15 protein-coding genes are annotated in these 18553 nt (G+C 50.5%); 11 read left to right on the top strand and 4 right to left on the bottom strand.

Annotated elements, in window-relative coordinates; all coding sequences use genetic code 11:
* Positions 1 to 17 precede the first annotated feature (17 nt).
* Positions 18 to 776, top strand: coding sequence for a YheC/YheD family protein (locus BMW55_RS02775; protein ID WP_089965117.1), 759 nt, complete (start codon positions 18 to 20; stop codon positions 774 to 776).
* 212 nt (positions 777 to 988) lie between these two features.
* Complete coding sequence (locus BMW55_RS02770) at positions 989 to 1585, top strand: hypothetical protein (RefSeq protein WP_089965115.1); 597 nt, start codon at positions 989 to 991, stop codon at positions 1583 to 1585.
* A gap of 192 nt (positions 1586 to 1777) precedes the next feature.
* On the opposite strand, the gene BMW55_RS02765 is transcribed toward BMW55_RS02770, so the two are convergent.
* Both BMW55_RS02765 and BMW55_RS02760 read right to left on the bottom strand, forming a co-directional pair.
* On the bottom strand, positions 1778 to 3229 hold the full coding sequence (locus tag BMW55_RS02765; RefSeq protein ID WP_089965113.1) for a vWA domain-containing protein: 1452 nt from the start codon (positions 3227 to 3229) through the stop codon (positions 1778 to 1780).
* 603 nt (positions 3230 to 3832) lie between these two features.
* Positions 3833 to 5212, bottom strand: coding sequence for a PTS transporter subunit EIIC (locus BMW55_RS02760; RefSeq protein ID WP_089965111.1), 1380 nt, complete (start codon positions 5210 to 5212; stop codon positions 3833 to 3835).
* 266 nt (positions 5213 to 5478) lie between these two features.
* Between BMW55_RS02760 and BMW55_RS02755 the strand changes: the two genes are divergently transcribed.
* The 3 genes from BMW55_RS02755 (at position 5479) to BMW55_RS02745 (ending at position 8234) form a co-directional block, all read left to right on the top strand.
* A complete protein-coding gene (locus BMW55_RS02755) occupies positions 5479 to 7251 on the top strand; it encodes a sensor histidine kinase (RefSeq protein WP_089965109.1) in 1773 nt (590 codons plus the stop codon).
* 24 nt (positions 7252 to 7275) lie between these two features.
* Positions 7276 to 7767 carry a YwhD family protein gene (locus tag BMW55_RS02750; RefSeq protein ID WP_089965107.1) on the top strand — a complete coding sequence of 164 codons (492 nt, stop codon included), beginning with the start codon at positions 7276 to 7278 and terminating at the stop codon, positions 7765 to 7767.
* Positions 7768 to 8003: 236 nt separating this feature from the next.
* Positions 8004 to 8234: a hypothetical protein gene (locus BMW55_RS02745; RefSeq protein ID WP_089965105.1), complete on the top strand. Its 231-nt coding sequence runs from the start codon at positions 8004 to 8006 to the stop codon at positions 8232 to 8234.
* Positions 8235 to 8282: 48 nt separating this feature from the next.
* Here the strand turns inward: BMW55_RS02745 and BMW55_RS02740 are convergent, their stop codons facing one another.
* Complete coding sequence (locus BMW55_RS02740) at positions 8283 to 10328, bottom strand: transglycosylase domain-containing protein (RefSeq protein WP_089965103.1); 2046 nt, start codon at positions 10326 to 10328, stop codon at positions 8283 to 8285.
* Positions 10329 to 10555: 227 nt separating this feature from the next.
* Here BMW55_RS02740 and speE point away from each other — a divergent pair, with 227 nt between their 5' ends.
* From speE to BMW55_RS02710, 6 genes are all read left to right on the top strand, one after another.
* Positions 10556 to 11395, top strand: coding sequence for a polyamine aminopropyltransferase (gene speE / locus BMW55_RS02735; protein WP_089965455.1), 840 nt, complete (start codon positions 10556 to 10558; stop codon positions 11393 to 11395).
* A 3-nt stretch (positions 11396 to 11398) separates the two neighbouring features.
* Positions 11399 to 12271, top strand: a complete 873-nt coding sequence (gene speB, locus BMW55_RS02730) for an agmatinase (RefSeq protein WP_089965101.1) — start codon at positions 11399 to 11401, stop codon at positions 12269 to 12271.
* Between the two features lie 37 nt (positions 12272 to 12308).
* Positions 12309 to 12893, top strand: coding sequence for a YwiB family protein (locus BMW55_RS02725; protein ID WP_170839703.1), 585 nt, complete (start codon positions 12309 to 12311; stop codon positions 12891 to 12893).
* A complete protein-coding gene (gene argS, locus BMW55_RS02720; RefSeq protein WP_089965097.1) occupies positions 12880 to 14550 on the top strand; it encodes an arginine--tRNA ligase in 1671 nt (556 codons plus the stop codon). The genes BMW55_RS02725 and argS overlap by 14 nt, the downstream gene beginning before the upstream one ends.
* A 216-nt stretch (positions 14551 to 14766) precedes the next feature.
* Entirely contained in the window at positions 14767 to 16470 is a 1704-nt protein-coding gene (locus tag BMW55_RS02715; RefSeq protein ID WP_170839702.1) for a cell wall-binding repeat-containing protein, read from the top strand.
* Positions 16471 to 16635: 165 nt separating this feature from the next.
* Entirely contained in the window at positions 16636 to 18042 is a 1407-nt protein-coding gene (locus BMW55_RS02710; RefSeq protein ID WP_342027727.1) for a sigma-54 interaction domain-containing protein, read from the top strand.
* A gap of 145 nt (positions 18043 to 18187) precedes the next feature.
* Here the strand turns inward: BMW55_RS02710 and BMW55_RS02705 are convergent, their stop codons facing one another.
* Complete coding sequence (locus BMW55_RS02705) at positions 18188 to 18517, bottom strand: hypothetical protein (RefSeq protein WP_089965093.1); 330 nt, start codon at positions 18515 to 18517, stop codon at positions 18188 to 18190.
* Positions 18518 to 18553: the final 36 nt, after the last annotated feature.

Below are 18553 nucleotides of genomic sequence, written 5' to 3'. Positions count from 1 at the left end.
GAAGGAGGGAGCAAGGGATGGATGCAAGGCCTTATCAACAGATTGCCAGCAAAACATTAAAGACATGGGTGCTGCAAAAAAATGAAGCGATCCGCGCCTATCTGCCGGAGACACATTGGTATCATCCCGAAACCCTGAACCTGATGTTAGACAAACACGGCTCCGTCTTTATTAAACCGGATAAGGGAGGCGGGGGGAGAGGAGCGATCCGCATCGAAAAGCGGAGCAACCAAAAAGTGGAATGCCGTTCCCTGAACGAGAGGATCCTACTCCCGCCGGAACAAATCATCGGCTGGATCGAAAGAAGATTAAATCCGACAAAAAAGTACATCATGCAACAAGGAATTCATTTAGCGACAATAAAAGGGCGTCCCTTCGATTTGAGGATCTTTTTGCAAAAGCCGCGTCAAGAGTGGGAAGTCAACGGGATTTGCGCCAAATTGGCCTCGCCGGGCAAGATTGTCACCAACTACTCAAAAGGCGGACAGCCGTATGAAGCTTATAAAGCACTCCTGGGAATCACTTCTCAAGATAAAAAAAAGGCAAAAGAGATATTTGTAGAATTATACTGCCTTTCAAAAGAAATTGCTAAAACATTAAATAGTCGTTTTTCGGGTTTAAAGGAATTAGGAATTGATGCTGGGATTGATAAACAATTGAGGATTTGGATATTTGAGGTAAATACAAAGCCGAATTTCAAAATGTTCCGTTACTTGCCGGATCGGCGCATGTTTATGAGAATCTATCAAACGCATCGGAAACTTTGTGAGAGATAGAATCTGTTTTTTTTCTAAAATGTATAAAAATAAATCCGTGTATGATCTGCGCCCAAATGAATTCAACATGCCAAAAGCATGTTTTTTTCGTTTCCGAGCATATATAACATGATTCGACAAAGTATTCTGTTGACGTTTTGGATTGGATGCTGCTACCATTAATATTAATTCAAGTAATTAAAAATTTTTCGATGTCTATCGGAGGTGTTTTTATGTCTTCCATCACTGTGGGAGTATATCTGGGTAAAAAAGATCGTTTGGTGCGTTACTGGTATGAGATTTTGCCGAAAGGCCAATTCCCGATGTTGGTCAAGTATTGCATCCAGTCCTATCTGCGAAATAACTACTTCCCGTTGCAATCGATCTGTGACGCTCGCACGTTGAAAGAGCAAATCCAAAGGCGTGGAGAGTATGTGCCCACCCAACGGAATGTCACCTTCACTCCTGAAGACGGCCCTGTCTATCAATGGATCAAAAGTCTGGAGAGCGGATACCGGAGCGAAGAGATTAAAAACATTCTGAAAGAGACGGTGGTACATACACTTCTCAATGACCAGCCGCTGTTTCCGCCGCGGAATGCAGGACAAGCCCCCTACGTGGCGAAAGAAACCCACGACATGCATGGCGCTTACCATCCCCACTATGAAGAGCCGCAAAAAGTGGCCGTGCTGAAGCGGGAGCATGTCCAACTGGAAGACCCTTACACCATGTGGGATAAAATGCCCAAGCAAGCGTCTGAACACGGCGATCTCGACGCAAAGGAAAAAGCATCCAAAGGGTTCAGCCACCTGGTCAACTATCTCGGCTAACCCGGTCAACCCATCGGTCTAATCATTTCTCTGCTCGGCATAAAATGAAGGCAAACAGCAGATGGATCTCAAGGACAGGTTGAAACGAAGACAAAGCGATGTCCGACAGGAATGCAAAACGGCCCGCATTCCCGGGCTGGATGGAGGAAAACGATTTCCACCCGTTTCGGGTACGAAAGGTTTCAAGCGAAATCAGCAGAAGTAAATGAGGAGATCAGATGCAATGGATGGGATGCCAATGCGTAAATAAAAGGAGTCCGTTATCTCTCGATGCGGACTCCTTCGCATTTGGGGGGGTGTAGGGTTTCTACTGGTCATATTTCTGTTGTTCTTGTCTGATTTTTCTTCTATTGCTTTTTGAAGATCATCTCTGTTTTTCTTTATCTGATTGTCGATATTGTCGTACCTTCCCCTGATATATTTTTCAATTTTGCTTCTTCGATCGTCTATCTTTTGTTTCAGTAGTGTGGCTTCTGCACTATCTATTTTCCCTTTTTGTTCCAGATATGACATAGCATCATCTAAATGTTTTGTTTCGGCGTCAAATAATGAATAAAATAAACTCGGCGGATTCCAGTAACTTGGATAGGCTATCTTATCGAGTTCTTGCCGCTTTTTTAAGGCATAATCAAGGACTTTAACAACATTTTGATTCCCCCAATCCCACCACTCAACCGCTAATCTTATATACTCCTGCTCTAAATAATTCTTGAGATCTGTCTCTGAATTGACAGTAGTATATGATCCCCCTCCAGCTTTCGCAACCTGTCTTAACGCTTGTTGCCCGGCGTTGTCCACATCAAATCCGATAATATTCACTACTGCTTTTATTCCGGATGTATGTAGTTTTTTTGCTTCTTCGACTGGGTTCCCGCCACAGGTTTCAATTCCATCACTCACTATGTAAACAATATTCTGCGTATCTTTATCGCCTCGGGAAGATTGTAAATCTTTCTGGGCACCACGAATCGCTAAGGCGATCGGTGTGTATCCCTTGGGTTGAAACTTAGCCAACGCTTGATTAAATGCCGTTTTGTTGTATTTTCCCATAGGGTATACGACTTCACTGCTTGAGCATGAAATCGCCTTATCTTTTTCGCTGCTACTGCCCTTATGCCCATATACCCGTAATGAGACATTACTCCCTTCAGGAAGTTTGGATGCAAAATCCTGGATCGACTTTTTAGCCAAATCCATCTTCTTGCCGCCACTTACCTTCCCATTCATGCTACCGCTTGAATCTAAAAGAATTTCCACATTTAGCTTGGAAAGTTTTGGCTCGTTTATTCCCCCCGGGATATTGGTCAGTGTAGGAGCCACACTTGGATCAAAAGCATCCAATTTTTGTTTTACCGGCTTATAATCCTCAGCAAGAAGCTGTATTAAGCGACTGTATGCGTCATCTGCTTTGATGTTGTCAGGGAATTGATCCAATTCTTTGTTTACCTTTGACTTATCATAGTTAGCTCCGGCAAATTTACCTGGCCCTTCTGCAATCATTCCCTCGGCATCAGTAGCGACTGGCTTTGCTTCTGGTTTTTGGTCAACTGCTTGTGTCCCGGATTTATTTGAGCAAGCGGTGGTAACGATCAAAATCGGCAATACCAGACACGAAAAGATCTTGAACCATCGAAAGTTGTACATCTTTATGTATCCACCCCCGAGAATAAGAATTGTTAAGAATTCAAATGTCAAGAGATTGTGATGATCTGAGATCAACCGGGTCAAAAAGATATAAGCAGAGACTCGAAGAGAATGCGCAACGTTGGTGGTTTTGCATATCCCTGTTGATCACCCAACGCAAAAGGGACGAATATCCAAGCCCCCATTTACACTCCTCCGCCCAGGATGATACCAACGAAAAGTGTTTCAGGAGCATGTAGGTATGTATCCATATGATCTTCCCTTTATTTACCTAGCTTTAATATTAAAACAAATATAATGTTGGATGGTGGACCGGATTTCTTGATTCTAATTATTTTCGACTATTACATAAAAAATATTTCTAACTCGGAAAGATCACGCTCCCACATCCACAACCCAGTCTGTTTAGATTCCGATGAAAGAACACTTTCCCTCACACAAAAACGAAATCAAGTGGTTTCTTAATGCTACATGTTATTGGTTAAAAGAAAACGGCTTATTGGTTAAAAGAAAACGGCCCGCCGGTTGACTTGGCAGGCCGTTTTTACTGTTTATCTTCAACAGTTGCTTGTATTGCGGTTTTCAAACATCCGAGTTGTCCGGTCAGACAGGAATGCCTTCCCGGGATTCCGGAGCGAAGTTTTTGGCCATCTCTTCTTTAAAACCAAAGAAATAAGTGATTACAAATCCGGCTGCGTAGGAGATGAGAACGCCGAGCAGATACATGAGAATCTGGCCGGGTTGTATCAAGAGGGCAAGCGGCAATCCGGATACACCGATAGCGACCGAGGCGATGTTGAAGACAGCCTGGAAAGCGCCTCCGACAGCGGCTCCCAGACAGGCTGTGATAAAGGGACGGCCGAGCGGGAGAGTCACTCCGAAAATCAGCGGTTCTCCGATTCCCAGAATCCCGACGGGGAGACCTCCTTTAATCACATTTCGCAAGGTGCGGTTTTTCGTTTTTACATACACGGCGATGGCCGCCCCGACCTGGCCTGCGCCGGCCATCGCCAGGATCGGCAGCAGGGGATCGAGTTGGGTCTGGTTCAACAATTCCAGATGGATCGGCGTCAATCCTTGATGCAGTCCGGTCATGACGAGGGGCAGGAACGTTCCCGCGAGTACAGCACCTGCGAGAGCCCCGCCCTGGTTGAGAAGGCTGGTGAGTCCCTGGGTGATGAGATCGGAAATCCAGCCGCCAATCGGCTGCAAGGCCAGATAAGTGACAAAACCGGTGACCAGGACAGCCAGGGTTGGAGTGATGATGATGTCGATCGCTTTCGGAACAAAACGCCTGATATTTCGTTCCGTCCAGCTGATAAACCAGGCGGCCAGCAACACTCCGATCAGGCCGCCGCGCCCCGGGGTTAACGCTTCTCCAAACAGGTTGATTTTTTCGATATCCTGCAGGATGATCAAGCCGCCGGCAACTCCGCCCAGAGCCGGGGTTCCTCCAAACTCCCTCGCCGTGTTGATTCCGACGAAGACAGCCAGGTAAGCGAAGATCACTTTGCTGATTGCTTGCAGGATCGGGATGATGACACTTCCTTTGACGGCCTCTTCAAAAGAAAAAATGATGACGTTGGTAAGCCCCATGATCATCCCGCCGGCCACAATCGCCGGAATGAGAGGAACGAAGATATTGGCCAGTTTGCGAAGGAATAGCTTAACCCGAGACCGGTTCAGGTCAGCCGTGGCTGCTTGGGGATCTTCCACTGCCTCGGCGCGTTGGCCGGTCACTTTGGCCAAGTGTTCAGCCACTTGGGTCACAGTTCCGGGACCCAGGATGATTTGATACTGACCGGATGCTTCCACGACTCCCATGACCCCTGAAAGGGCTTTCAATTCGTCCAACTGAATCAGCGACCGGTCTTTTACCGTCACTCTGAGCCGGGTCATGCAATGGCCGAGCGAGGAGATATTTTCGCTGCCACCCAAGAGCGGCAAAATGGATTCTGCCAGCGATATTTCTTTTTGCCCCATAATTCCCCTCCTTGATCCCGATGCAAAAGTACACCAGTCGAAACAACAAACAAAATATTCAAAAATCGACGGTCTTGATGTTAGGTTAACATATCAACCGGTCGAAGTCAAAGCGAGCCAAACCGGACATACTCGAAATTTGATAGCTTTTGTCGAAGTATCGGGATTTGAAGGATTATTTCGTCAGCAAGTGGAAGAGAAAATGGATATGAGATGAGTTGAGGGTAAAATGGAAATATTGTCCAGGATGAAGGGCGGGAGAAGACATGTTTGATACCTATTTCCCAGACGAGACTCGTATCCTTTATCAATTGGTTCATGAGAATTTGAATGCACATCCCTCCCTCCATTGGCTCTCTGTGGGGCTGGTGACATTCGTGCTCCTCGGCCTCCTCTTTCTCCACCGGAACTGGGTGAACCGATTTCCTGCTTACGGTTATATGGCGGCCGTTCTATTCGCAGTCGCTTTGCTGGATATTTTGACGGAAATCATACCGCTGCTCACGGTTTACCTCATCGTGTTGGGGTATGTCCTGTTCCGGTCTCATGATGAAAACGCTCATATTGTAACGGCTTCCTTTGCTATCATTTTTCTGGTCATTGAGATGATGACCGTTTGGCACAAACTGATCATCTTGGACGTGGTAAGCCAGAGCTTGTTGTTCGCCTGGTTCGGATGGATGAGCAGCCAGGTGCGCCAGTTTTATTTTGAAGTCAAAAAACTGCAGGAAAAAAATCGCCATCTGGTCGCCAAAATGAATGAGGCGCAACAAAGGCTGCATGAATTTAATGATGAGCTGGAAGAAACCTACCGCCGTGATTCGCTGACCGGTCTGTACAATTTTGGCGCGTTCCAGGAGCAGGTCACGCGCAGTCTGGCCCGCTTGGGGAAAAATCAGTCTTATCATGTGATATGTTTGGATTTGACCGATTTTCAGCAAGTGAACATGAGGGAAGGGATCGATGCCGGAAACCAGATTTTGGTGCAAATTGCCCGTCAGCTGAAGAAAAATCTCCCTTCCTTTGCCCAGTTGGCGCGATATGACGGAGACCAGTTCGCGGTCGGGGTGATGGGAGGCCAGGCGGTGTTGCGCCGTTGTCTGGAGGTGATCGAATGGGTGATGGAAAATCTGCGGTCAGACCGGACTCTGGTCCATTACTGCATCGGAACGGCCACCTATCCACAGGAAGCGAATTGCGGAGCGGATTTGATCCGTCTGGCGGAACAGAGATTGTCTATTGAACAGCGCCGTTTGCGTCATGAGGAAGAAGAGCGGCAACGGCATCTGGAGAAACTGTCCGCCGTCGGGCAGCTGGCGGCCGGACTGGCGCATGAAATCCGGAACCCGCTGACATCCATCCGCGGTTTTGTCCAGATTTCGGCCGCGGAGTCGGAAGCGGTGAAAAAGTGGGAATCCATCATCTTGCCTGAGATTGACCGGATCAACGAGCTCTTGAAGCAGTTTTTGAATTTAAGTGAAACAAGGCCTTCCCGGTTTATCCGATTCAGTCTGGACCAACTGATGAATGATGTATTAAGCCTTCTGCAGCCAAAATCCTTCTTGATGGGACATGAACTCGTCGCCCATGCTCCCTCCGACCCGGTGGAACTGGAGGCGGATCCGGAGCAGATCAAACAAGTGCTGATCAATTTAATCCAAAACGGCTTGGAGGCTCTGTCGGAAAAAGGAAAAGTGGAAGTGCGCTGGAAAGAGTTTCGCGGCAGGGTCAGCATCCGGGTACAGGACAATGGCAACGGAATCAAACCGGAACACATGTCGAGGATCTTTGAGCCCTTTTTCACGACCAAAGGTGAAGGAACGGGAATGGGACTGTCCATCTGTCACCGGATTATCATGGAACATGGAGGGCAAATTCACGTCACCAGCCAGCCGGGGCGGGGAACCACTTTTTGCATCCACCTGCCGGTTCGCCAAAAACCCAAAGAGGAACCGCAAAAGAAAGAAGAAAAGCCGCTGGCAGAGGCTGAAACCGGCCCACAGAAGGACGTTTTGCACGAGCGGCAAGGAGTGAGATAAAATAAAGGGTAGGAGGGAAAGGGCATGGCGAACAAAAAAAATACGCAATTTAATATCATCAGCAACAATTCCACTACCCACGGCGGATACTACACCGGCACGCTCAACTTAAGCAATCTGTCCTCCGTTCTTATCGACGGAGACCAGGCCAAAATCGATTTGGGCCTGATTCATGCGAAAAGCGCCGTGGAGCGCGGCATCAAGTTTACGCCCAATAAGGAAGAAGTGCCGAACGGCAAGCTTTATTGGGTGGTATGGGTGGCGATCGACAGGGATGAGAACGGACCCTATTACGCCGGAGCGGCTGCCTGCCCCATGACGGTCGACCGGGAAAGCCGCAAAGGATGGAAGAATCTCGCCGAGCATGTCAACCGCATGGATGATGCCTTAAAGCGGAGAATCAAGCTCCAGGCTCTGGGAGAAACGGAGAAAGCCGCCTTAAAGAAGCTGTTGATCAGCCACAATGAACAGATGTGGGAAAACAGCAAAGCGGAATTGAAAGAACAACTCGGTTGAAAAATTGAACGGTATGTGAACAAACTCCCGCTTGCCTTGTCGGTTCGGCAAAGCCGGAGTACACTAAATATATGGTTTCGGAACCTTTTGCTAGGACACAAAAATGGCGGACCTTTCGGTCTGCCATTTTTGTCATTCCGGGACTTTTTAAAGCCGTGTCGGGATGATATTTCCGCTTCCTTTGGCTCAAGCTAAGGCTAAAGGAGGTGAACGCCTGGAGACAGGCGAGACTGAAGATGACACATTTGGTGCAATTGGATTTGTACGCCCGGCACGGGGGAGTTCATTTTAAACTGAATGCTCCCGGACATGAAATTAACGAGTATGTGGACCAGCTTCCCGAAGAGAAGAGGGAAAGCATGTTTCAACTGATGAAAGAGCTGGAACAAGCCGGCCTGATCACGATCATCAATGACGGGGTTTGGGCGGATGGAGAAGGAAAATTAGGCGGAAGCGATGAATGTTGACAAGAAAGCTCAGCTTTCCTGAAAAAGGATGGCTGAGCTTTCCTTACTTTATAAACTGTTCCACCAGTCGACCAACCGATCCCAGAGAGAAGGTTCGGGCTGCTCACCGATTGGCGGGGAATGTTCCGGGCAGGTCGTTTTCGGTTCTGTCCCGCTTACAAAATACTCAAGGCGGGTGTGTTTGCAAAACGGGGTGGCCAGATAGCCGGTGTCGGTATCGATGTAGACGGCTTTCACTCCCCGGGGGACAGCAAAAATTCTTGAAGGTTGTTTGGCTGTCGCTTTTTTCATATAGGCTCCCCAAATGTATTGTGACAGGCGGGCTTCCGCGTGGGGGAGCGTTTTTCCCCGGTCATAACCCACCCAAACGGTCGTGGCCAGATCGGGAGTGAATCCCGACAGCCATCCGTCCCAATCGGTGGTTCCCGTTTTTCCCGCCGCCGGCCGTGTAAACATTTGCCGGACGCGGTGGGCGGTTCCGTCCGAATCGAACACACCGGATAAGAGACGGGTCAAGACATAGGCATGGGCGGGTGTGGTGACGCGCACGGGTGACGGCTGTTCTTCCACCAATACCCTCCCGTACGGGTCTTCTATTTTTACGATTCCGGTCAGCGGATGCCGGACCCCGCCTGCGGCAATCGTAGCGTAGGCCTGGGCCATCTCATACGGAGTGACGGGGTAACTGCCCAGAGCCAGTGACGGAGTGGGCCGAAGAGGGCTTTTGATGCCCAGCTTCCGCGCCGTTTCGATTTCTTTTTGGATTCCGATTTGAAACAGGGTGCTCACCGCGTAAATGTTGTCCGACCGGGCAATCGCTTCCCGCAATGTGATCGGCCTTCCCGCGTATTGATTGCGGAAATTGGACGGACGATAGATTCCGCCCTCATAAGCGAAAGAAGTGGGCTTGCTCAAGATGCGGGTTAAGGGATTGAACCCGTTTTCCAGAGCGCTCAGATACAAGATGGGTTTGAAGGAGGAACCGGGCTGCCGTCTCGCAAATACGCGATTATATTGCGAAGCGCTGTAATCCTTGCCGCCTACCATCGCCTTGATGTGGCCCGTATGGGGGTCGACGGAGATTAAGGCTGCCTGTAAATCGCCTTTGTCCTTTAAATAGTGCTTGATCGTTTCCTCCGCATAGTGCTGCAACGAAGGGTCGATGGTTGTATAGATTTTTAACCCTCCGTGGCGAACCACCGATTCATCCAGTCCGTATTTCAAAACGGCCGTTTGCACAAGATAATCGCGGAAATAATGAGCCTTCATCTCCCGCGGCTTGGCCGGCTCCGCCAACGCGATCGTCCGGGATTTGGCCATTTTGGCCTGTTGCGCGGTGATCATCTTGTTTTTGACCATCAGATCCAGAATGTGACGTTGTCTTTGTTTGGCGCGGCTTAAGTGAAGATAGGGGGAATAGTATTGCGGCCCGCGGGGGATTCCCGCCAAAAAGGCGCACTCCGCCAGGTTGAGCTCTTTCACGTTTTTATTGAAGTACACTTTTGCGGCCCGTCCGACACCATAGGCTCCATGCCCGTAATAGATTTCGTTCAGGTACATTTCCAGGATTTCATCTTTGGAATAATGCAGCTCCAACTGGACAGTCAGGATGGCCTCTTTGATTTTCCGCGACCACGTGCGGTCATGGGTGAGGTATAAATTTCTCGCCAACTGTTGTGTAATGGTACTCGCTCCCTGAACGACGTGTCCCGCTTTCAGGTTGGCGATCGCGGCCCGGATGATCCCGGACGGCGAGAATCCCCGGTGATGGTAGAAGTTCTTATCTTCGGCCGCGAGCGTTGCTTGAATTAAATGAGTGGGAATTTGTTCCAGCTTGACTGGCTCTCTTTGTTCACGCTCGTCCATTTGGCCGATGAGACGTCCTTTTTCATCATAAATTTTGCTGGAAGTATAAAGATCCGGAGGAGGGAGTGGTTTTGACTTTAAATAGAGAATCCCCACACCGGCGGCTAAAGCCGTGGCGAGGAGGATCAGGACCAGATTGCGGAAAAAGCGGTAGGTCCGCTTGATCAACCGCCACACGAAGATCTGGTCCAAAGCTGCGTGTTCTGGTGTGGTTTTATGGTCACCCATCGCTCCTGAAACTCCTTTGACTCCGGTATTTTTCTTCCAACTTCTAACAGATGAAGCAAGAATATTATGCGGAACCAGCAGGAAGAATATACCTGAGTCAATGAGAATTTTTTGGTTTGTAACAATGGGTGATTGTATCGGGAAGGAACTTGCATTATTCTGAGTAAGAGTTGAACAACTTGAACCGGATATGGATACATAAGGAAGGAGTTCAAAACCGGATGGAAATGGAATTGTGGTATACAGAGAAACAAACAAAAAATCACGGCATTACAACCAAGATTAAACGAACGCTCTATCATGACCAGTCCGAATTCCAAACCCTGGATGTGATTGAAACCGCCGAGTTCGGCAACATGCTGGTTTTGGACGGCATGGTGATGACCACGGACCGCGATGAATTTGTCTACCATGAAATGATTACCCATGTGGCGATGAATACCCACCCCAACCCCAAAGACGTGTTGGTGGTCGGAGGCGGAGACGGCGGCGCCATCCGTGAAATTTTGCGCTACCCGAGCGTGGAGAACGCCGTATTGGCTGAAATCGACGGCAAAGTGATCGAAGCCTCGAAAAAGTACTTTCCGAAGATTGCAGGCAAGCTGTCCGATCCCCGCGTCAATATTCAGGTGACGGACGGAATCCGCCACATTCAGGAGAATAAAGGCAAATATGACGTGATTTTGGTCGACTCCACCGAGCCGGTCGGCCCGGCTGTCGGCTTGTTCCAGAAACCGTTCTATGAAGGGATTTATGAAGCGCTGAAAGAAGACGGGATCATGGTAGCGCAAACCGAGTCCCCCTGGTTCAACCGTGATCTGATCCGCCAGGTGTTCCGGGATATTTCGAACACATTCCCGATCACCCGCCTGTACACGGCCAGCATTCCCACCTATCCCAGCGGGTTGTGGAGCTTCACGATCGGCTCCAAAAAATACGATCCGCTGGAAGTGGACGAATCCAAGCTGAAATCCTTTGATACCCGTTATTATCGTCCGGAAATGCACAAAGCGCTGTTCCAATTGCCCGTCTTTGTGCAAGAGCTGCTGGTGGACAAGGGGGAATAAGGGATGCGCTTTGATGAGGCCTATTCGGGAAATGTGTTTATCGGTGCCAGTCCCGATCTGGAAAAAGCCCGGGCGGTTCTCTACGGAATGCCGATGGACTGGACGGTCAGCTTCCGGCCGGGTTCCCGCTTCGGTCCGGCGCGCATTCGCGAAGCATCGCTGGTGCACGAAGAATACAGCCATTATCTGCGCCGGGAACTGACGGAGATCACCTATTACGATGCCGGAGACATTCCCCTGGCTTTTGGCAATCCGGAAAAGAGCCTGTCGCAAATCGCCGAATTTGTCAGCCGTGTGCTGGATTTGAATAAAATCCCGATCGGTATGGGCGGCGAACACCTGGTCACCTGGCCGGTCGTGCGGGAAGTGTATAAGCGCTACCCCGACCTGGCCGTCATTCACATCGATGCTCATGCCGATCTGCGCACCGATTATGAAGGGGAGCCTTATTCCCATGCCACTCCCCTCCGCAAAATCTCCGAGCTGATCGGCGGGAAAAACGTGTACCAGTTTGGCATTCGTTCGATGACCAGAGATGAAGTGGCCTATGCCGAAGAAGCGGGCATTCACTTTCATCCTTTCGATGTGCTGGAACCGCTCCAACAGTCACTGCCGGAACTCGCCAGCCGCCCGGTTTATGTGACCATTGACATCGACGCCCTGGATCCGGCCCATGCCCCGGGTACCGGTACACCCGAACCGGGCGGGATCACCACAAGGGAGATGCTCGCGTCCATTCACGCGATCGCCCGTTCGGAGGTAAAGGTGGTCGGCGCCGACGTGGTGGAAGTGGCTCCTGCCTATGACCACACGGAACAGACACCGGTAGTTGCCGCCAAGCTGATTCGCGAGATGCTCCTGGGCTTTATCAAATAGCTCTTTTTGGATATACAGCTCGAGGAATGGCGAGCGGTTGGCAGCTCCAACAAGAAAAAGAACCGGACAGCCGTTCAGCCAGTCGCGTGTTCCCTCCTTTTGGGGGGATTTTTTCATTTCCCGCCCGCGTTGGCAAAGCGGCCGGGCTGGTGTTAAGATACAGGTATTAAGGAAAGGAGCGGTTGACTTGATCCCCGTGCAACTCTATATTGAGTCAACGATCCACAGGGAAGGGGAAGAGCCGGAAGTGATCCGGCAACAGTTGTCCGGCGGCCTGCAATTCAACGATGAGGAATGGATCATCAGGTATACGGAAAACGCAGGAACGGCTGATGAAGTGCGTACTTCGGTCAAATCCTTTCCCGACCGGATTACGGTCGTCAGGCAGGGACCCGTTTCGTACCGGCAAACCTACCGGCCGGGTGAAACCACCCAAAGTATCGTACATACTCCGGCAGGCAAAACGGAGATGGATGTAAGCACCTTAAAATATTTGCGCGAACGGGCCGGTCAGGAAGGGCGAATCCAATTCTCTTTTCTTTTAAATATGGGAGCGCAGGATTTGGGAAGTTATCAATTGATCATTCAATGGACGGAGGCGAAGATAAATGAACCCGCTTGAACAGATGAAAGAAACGCTGAAAGAGCAGATCAGGCAAGCAGTGGTTGCCGCCGGAATTGTCGGCGAAGGGGATCTGCCGGAAGTCATCCTGGAAGTGCCCCGCGAGAAGGCGCACGGGGACTTCGCGACCAACATGGCGATGCAGCTGACCAGAATCGCCCGCAGGAATCCGCGTGAAATCGCCGCCGCGATCGTGGACAAAATCGACCGCCAAAAAGCGGGCATCCGCGACATTCAGATCGCGGGGCCCGGATTTATCAACTTTTTTATGGACCGCTCGTTCCTGACCCGGGTATTGACTGAAATTCGGGCAGCGGGAGAGAAGTACGGCCGTTCGGATACGGGGCGCGGGGAAAAAATCAACGTGGAGTTTACCAGCGCCAATCCCACCGGCAACTTGCACCTGGGACATGCGCGCGGTGCGGCTGTCGGGGATGCGCTGTGCAACATCCTGGATGCGGCCGGTTATGATGTGACCCGCGAGTATTATATCAACGATGCCGGAAACCAGATGAACATGATGGCCTTATCCATCGAAGCCCGGTATTTGGAAGGGCTCGGCCGGGAGTTCACCTTCCCTGAAGACGGCTACCGCGGGCAGGAAATGATCGACATCGCCCGGGAGTTGATCCGGAGCGAAGGGGAGCGGTTGCTTTCCCTGGACCGGGAAGAGCGGCTCGCTTATTTGAAAGAGTACGGGAAAAAGAAATTGCTGGCCAAAATCGAATCCGACTTGAAAAAATACCGCGTTGAGTTTGATGTCTGGTTCAGCGAGCTGTCCCTGTATGAATCAGGAGAGATTCAGGAAGCGCTGGCGGAATTGAAGGAAAAAGGTTACACCTATGAACAGGACGGCGCGCTGTGGCTCCGGTCCACCGCTTTTGGCGATGACAAAGACCGCGTGCTGATCAAAAAAGACGGTTCGTACACCTATCTCACCCCGGATATCGCCTATCACCGCAACAAACTGCGGCGCGGTTTCGACCGTCTGATCAATATCTGGGGCGCCGACCATCACGGGTATATTGCGCGCATGAAAGCGGCTCTCGCCGCGCTCGGTTACGATCCCGACCGGCTGGAGGTGCTGGTCACCCAGATGGTCAAGCTGTATCAGGGCGGCGAATTGGTCAAGATGTCCAAGCGTACCGGAAAAGCGGTCACCATGGAAGAGCTGATGGAAGAAGTGGGCGTGGATGCAACCCGTTACTTCTTTGCCATGCGCAGTCCGGACACCCATCTTGACTTTGACATGGATCTGGCTGTCTCCCAGTCCAACGAAAACCCCGTTTACTATGTACAATATGCGCATGCCCGCATCTGCAGCGTCTTCCGCCAGGCTGAAGAAAAAGGCATTTCGCCTTCCTGGGAACCCGCACATCTGGCCCGCTTAACCGCGGAACAGGAACTGGATTTGATGCAAAAACTGGGTGAGTTCCCGGCTGAAATTGCCTCTGCAGCCCAGCAGCTCGCGCCACACCGCCTGGTGCGCTATCTGTTTGACCTCGCCACCCAGTTCCACAGCTTTTACAATGCCCACCGGGTGATTACGGACGATGCGGACCTTTCCCGGGCACGCCTGGCTCTTCTGGACGGGGTTGCCCAAGTGGTGAAAAACGGTCTGAAATTAGTCGGCGTCCATGCGCCGGAACGGATGTAATCGCAACCGATCGGAGTGAAAAACGAAGCCGGGACCCGTTTCCCGGCTTTTTTCTTTGCTGAAGGTCCGGGAGATCTGCCGGGTCGGCCGCTATCCACAATTTTCTACCATTTGTCCAAAAAAATTTTTTAACATGGACACCAAAAAAAATGTCCCCTTCGAATAACTAGTATGGAAGCTATCATTCCACTTTACTCTCTGAAGGGGGCAACTTATTTGGCAAAAGGACATCGCAAATGGGTATCCGGAGTTCTCTCCGCAGCCGTGATTTCCTCCATGCTTGCATTCCCGCAGTTTTCCCATGCGGAAAGCAAGATGAATCTGGAAGAGGAGCTCTTGAATGCGAAAAAATTGAAAGTAATCCGTCAACTGGAGCAGCATTACGACGGGCAGCAAAAACAGTCGTCCAAAGCGCTGAACACCCGCAATACATTGAGCGCTGAGAGCACTGCAGTGACGGAACAGACTTATACCGGTACACTTGCGGAAAATGGATATCATGCTTATGCTTTTACGGTTACCCAGGCAGGTACTGTTCAGATGGATAAAGGAGCAAACGCTGACCAGTACGAAGCCTTGATTTTCAATGTCAATGCTCTGGACCCCTCGCCGGAAGACCTGCAGCCGATTGGCAATGGAGAATCCATTGCTCCCGGGGAATATATTCTCATGACGATAGGTGCTGACCAGGTTCAGTACAATCTGAAGCTCAGCGGTTTCACTTTTGAAGGAACGAATGTCCTCCCTAAACTGACCGTCACTTCTCCTTCCCAAACCGAGGTGCGGTTGGCGAAAAATGCCAAATCTTTGACTGTTTCCGGAGACTCGGATAGCGAGGTAACGATCCATACAAGCTCCCAGGAAACTCCTGTTATGGCACCGGCTGGTCCTTTTTCCAAGTCTGTTCCTGTGCAATTAGGCTATAACGCAGTTGATGTAGAAGCCGTAAATACTGACGGAAACTTAAACGGTAAAATGTATGATGTGATGGTTCCGGGAATCGAACGGATTGCCGGGGCTAACCGCTATGAAGTATCCGCCAATATCAGCAAAAAGATTCCTGTGTTGTCGGATACGGTCATCGTAGCGCGCGGTGAACTCTTCCCGGATGCTTTGTCCGGCGGTCCACTGGCTTCCCTGGAAGCGGCGCCTGTTCTCCTGACCAGATCGAACAATCTGGAAGCGCCCATTAAAGCAGAAATTCAACGCCGCCAACCGAAACGAGTGATCATCCTCGGCGGTACCGGTGCTGTTTCAGCTACTGTTGAGTCGCAAATCAAATCCGCTCTCAACAACGATGTAGTGATTGACCGCATCGCAGGAGCAGATCGTTACGAGGTTTCTAAATTAATCGCAGAGCGTCTGATGAATATCGATCCGGAATTCAAGTCTGATTCAGCTTTCCTGGCTTCCGGCCTTGACTTCCCGGATGCCTTGGCCGCATCCAGCCCGGCAGGACAGTTTTTCTCGCCTGTGCTTCTGACGAAGAAAGACTTTATGCCGGCATCGATCGAAAGCTTTGTGAAAGCCCACAATGAAATCAACACCTATTTCCTTGTCGGCGGTACTGGTGTCATCGGAACTCAAGTGGAGCAAAAACTGAAATCCTTGGGTAAACAAGTGATTCGTCTGGGCGGATCTACCCGTTATGAGACGGCGACCATTGTAGCAGACTTTTTTGGTTTGCATTTAGGCGGACATAATGTGGTATCCCGCGGAGATCTCTTCCCGGATGCCTTGTCCGGTGGCCCGCTTGCTTCGTACAGTGGAGCTCCGATCATTTTGACCCGGCCGACGGCTGTAGATAAATTTACCGCTGAATACTTTGGTACTTACGGAGCAGAAGTGATCACCATTCTGGGTGGCGTAGGTGCAGTCTCCGCTGATGTCGAGAAACAACTGTCCAGCTACATTCCGTAATTTAAAAAAAGAAGGCTGAGGAGTACCTCCGATGCCTTCTTTTTCTTTTACAACTTCAATGTTTTCTGTTTCTGGACACTTCCCCTTCCGCCCGTTACAATTTAAAATGACGAATTTTCATCACATTCCGACCATTAGTCGTGGCATCTCAGGGGGGTGGGGGAAGTGTCCGGTCAGCGGAACCATTCTGAAATTACGGAAGATATGGCTCGGGATCTCCTGGAGTCGTTGGATGAGGGAATTCACATCGTCAATGCGGAGGGAATCACCATTTTTTACAACCGGGCCGCTTCCCTGCTGGATGGATTGGCAGTGGAAGAAGTGATGGGAGTCCACGTGTTGGAGGCGTTTCCATCGCTGACGCAGAAAACGAGCACGCTGATGAACGTGCTGGAAACAGGAATCCCGATGGGTGAGCAGCAGCAAACGTACGTGAATCGGAAAGGCAAACAGATTACAACCGTCAACCGGACCGTACCCTTGTGTCGCGCGGGTGAAATCGTCGGTGCTGTCGAGATTTCCCGGGATATTACGCGCATGAAAGAGCTGTCGGAGAAAGTGATCGACCTGCAGGAGCGAATGCGTGAACCACGAGCGAAAGAAACGGTACTCCAACCACGCTTCTTTCGCTTTGAAGATATTATTACGCAAAACCCGGTTATGCTGAGGGAAATCGAACGGGCCAAACGGGCTTCCTTTACCCGTTCACCCGTGTTGGTCATCGGAGAGACCGGAACGGGCAAAGAATTGATCGTCCAGTCGATCCACAGCCATTCCCCCCGGCGCAACCAGCCGTTGATCGCGCAAAATTGCGCCGCCATTCCGTCCTCCCTGCTCGAGGGAATTCTGTTTGGGACGGTCAAAGGGGCTTTTACCGGGGCCGAAGACCGTCCGGGATTATTTGAACTGGCCGATGGTGGAACCCTCTTTTTGGATGAGATCCATGCCATGCCGATCGATGTGCAGGCCAAGCTGCTCAGGGTGCTGGAGGAAGGAGCGGTGCGGAGAGTGGGAGGCACGGAGATGCGTTCCGTGAATGTGCGGATTGTTGTGGCTACCAATGAGGACCCGCTCCGGAGCATTCAGGAAGGCCGGTTGCGCCGGGACCTGTATTACCGCATTCATGTGGTTGGGATTCATCTTCCCCCGCTGAGGGAGCGAAAAGAAGATATCGAACTGTTAACGCGTCATTTTTTGCAAAAAGCAAAGGAACATGTGCCCACCCGGGTGGAAAAGGTGGCTGACGAAGTGATCGATGCCTTCAGGCATTACGACTGGCCGGGCAATGTCCGGGAATTGGAGAACACGGTGGAGGGGGCGCTCAATCTGGCGACCGGATCAGAGATGAAACTGGAACATCTCCCTTCTCACTTTCATCCCCTCCGCCGTCACCTTGACGCGGAATTCATTCCCGAAGTAAAAAATCTGCGTGAAGTGCTCACCCGGGTGGAAGAGAGCATGATCAAGCAAGCGCTCCGGGAATCGCAGGGAAACGTGCTCAAAGCGGCCAGACGTCTGGGAATCCCCCGGCAAACGCTGCAATACAGGCTTAAGAAACTGAGGATGGAATGAGGGGCCGTTTGACGGGAACAGATGCGCACACGGACGGCACGGAAGCAGACCGCGAAAAACGAATGAAGAGCTGTCGGGACGAGACAGCTCTTCTCTCTTTTGGCTAAGCACCACTCCCGTTCCCGGTGGGGGTTTCACGGAACATTTATGAGTGGGAGGGAGCATACACTTCAAAGACCTGAATCATAAAAAAGGTTGGAACCTTGCTCCCTGTATCGATGGGAGTCATCTCAATCAATTTTTTCTCAACCAGATTGTCAATCAGTTCCGAAGTCAGGGAATAGGAATAGTCAATGATGTTGGACAATCGCCGGGTAGAACTGATCAAGCCGCCTTTGGGAACGGAAATTTTAAATTCCGTGTCAAAATAATTCCTCGGAGCAGCCAAACGGCATAATTCGTAGTAGAGAAACCGTTCTTTGGCAGGAAGTTTTTCAACCACCGAATAAGGAACGCTAAATGTATGTTTCTGCATACGCACTCTCCCCTCAAAGATGTCTTGGCAGAATGA

The sequence above is a fragment of the Lihuaxuella thermophila genome, from assembly GCF_900110165.1.
Lineage (GTDB): Bacteria > Bacillota > Bacilli > Thermoactinomycetales > Thermoactinomycetaceae > Lihuaxuella > Lihuaxuella thermophila.
This window is presented reverse-complemented; position numbering and strand designations above follow the sequence as displayed.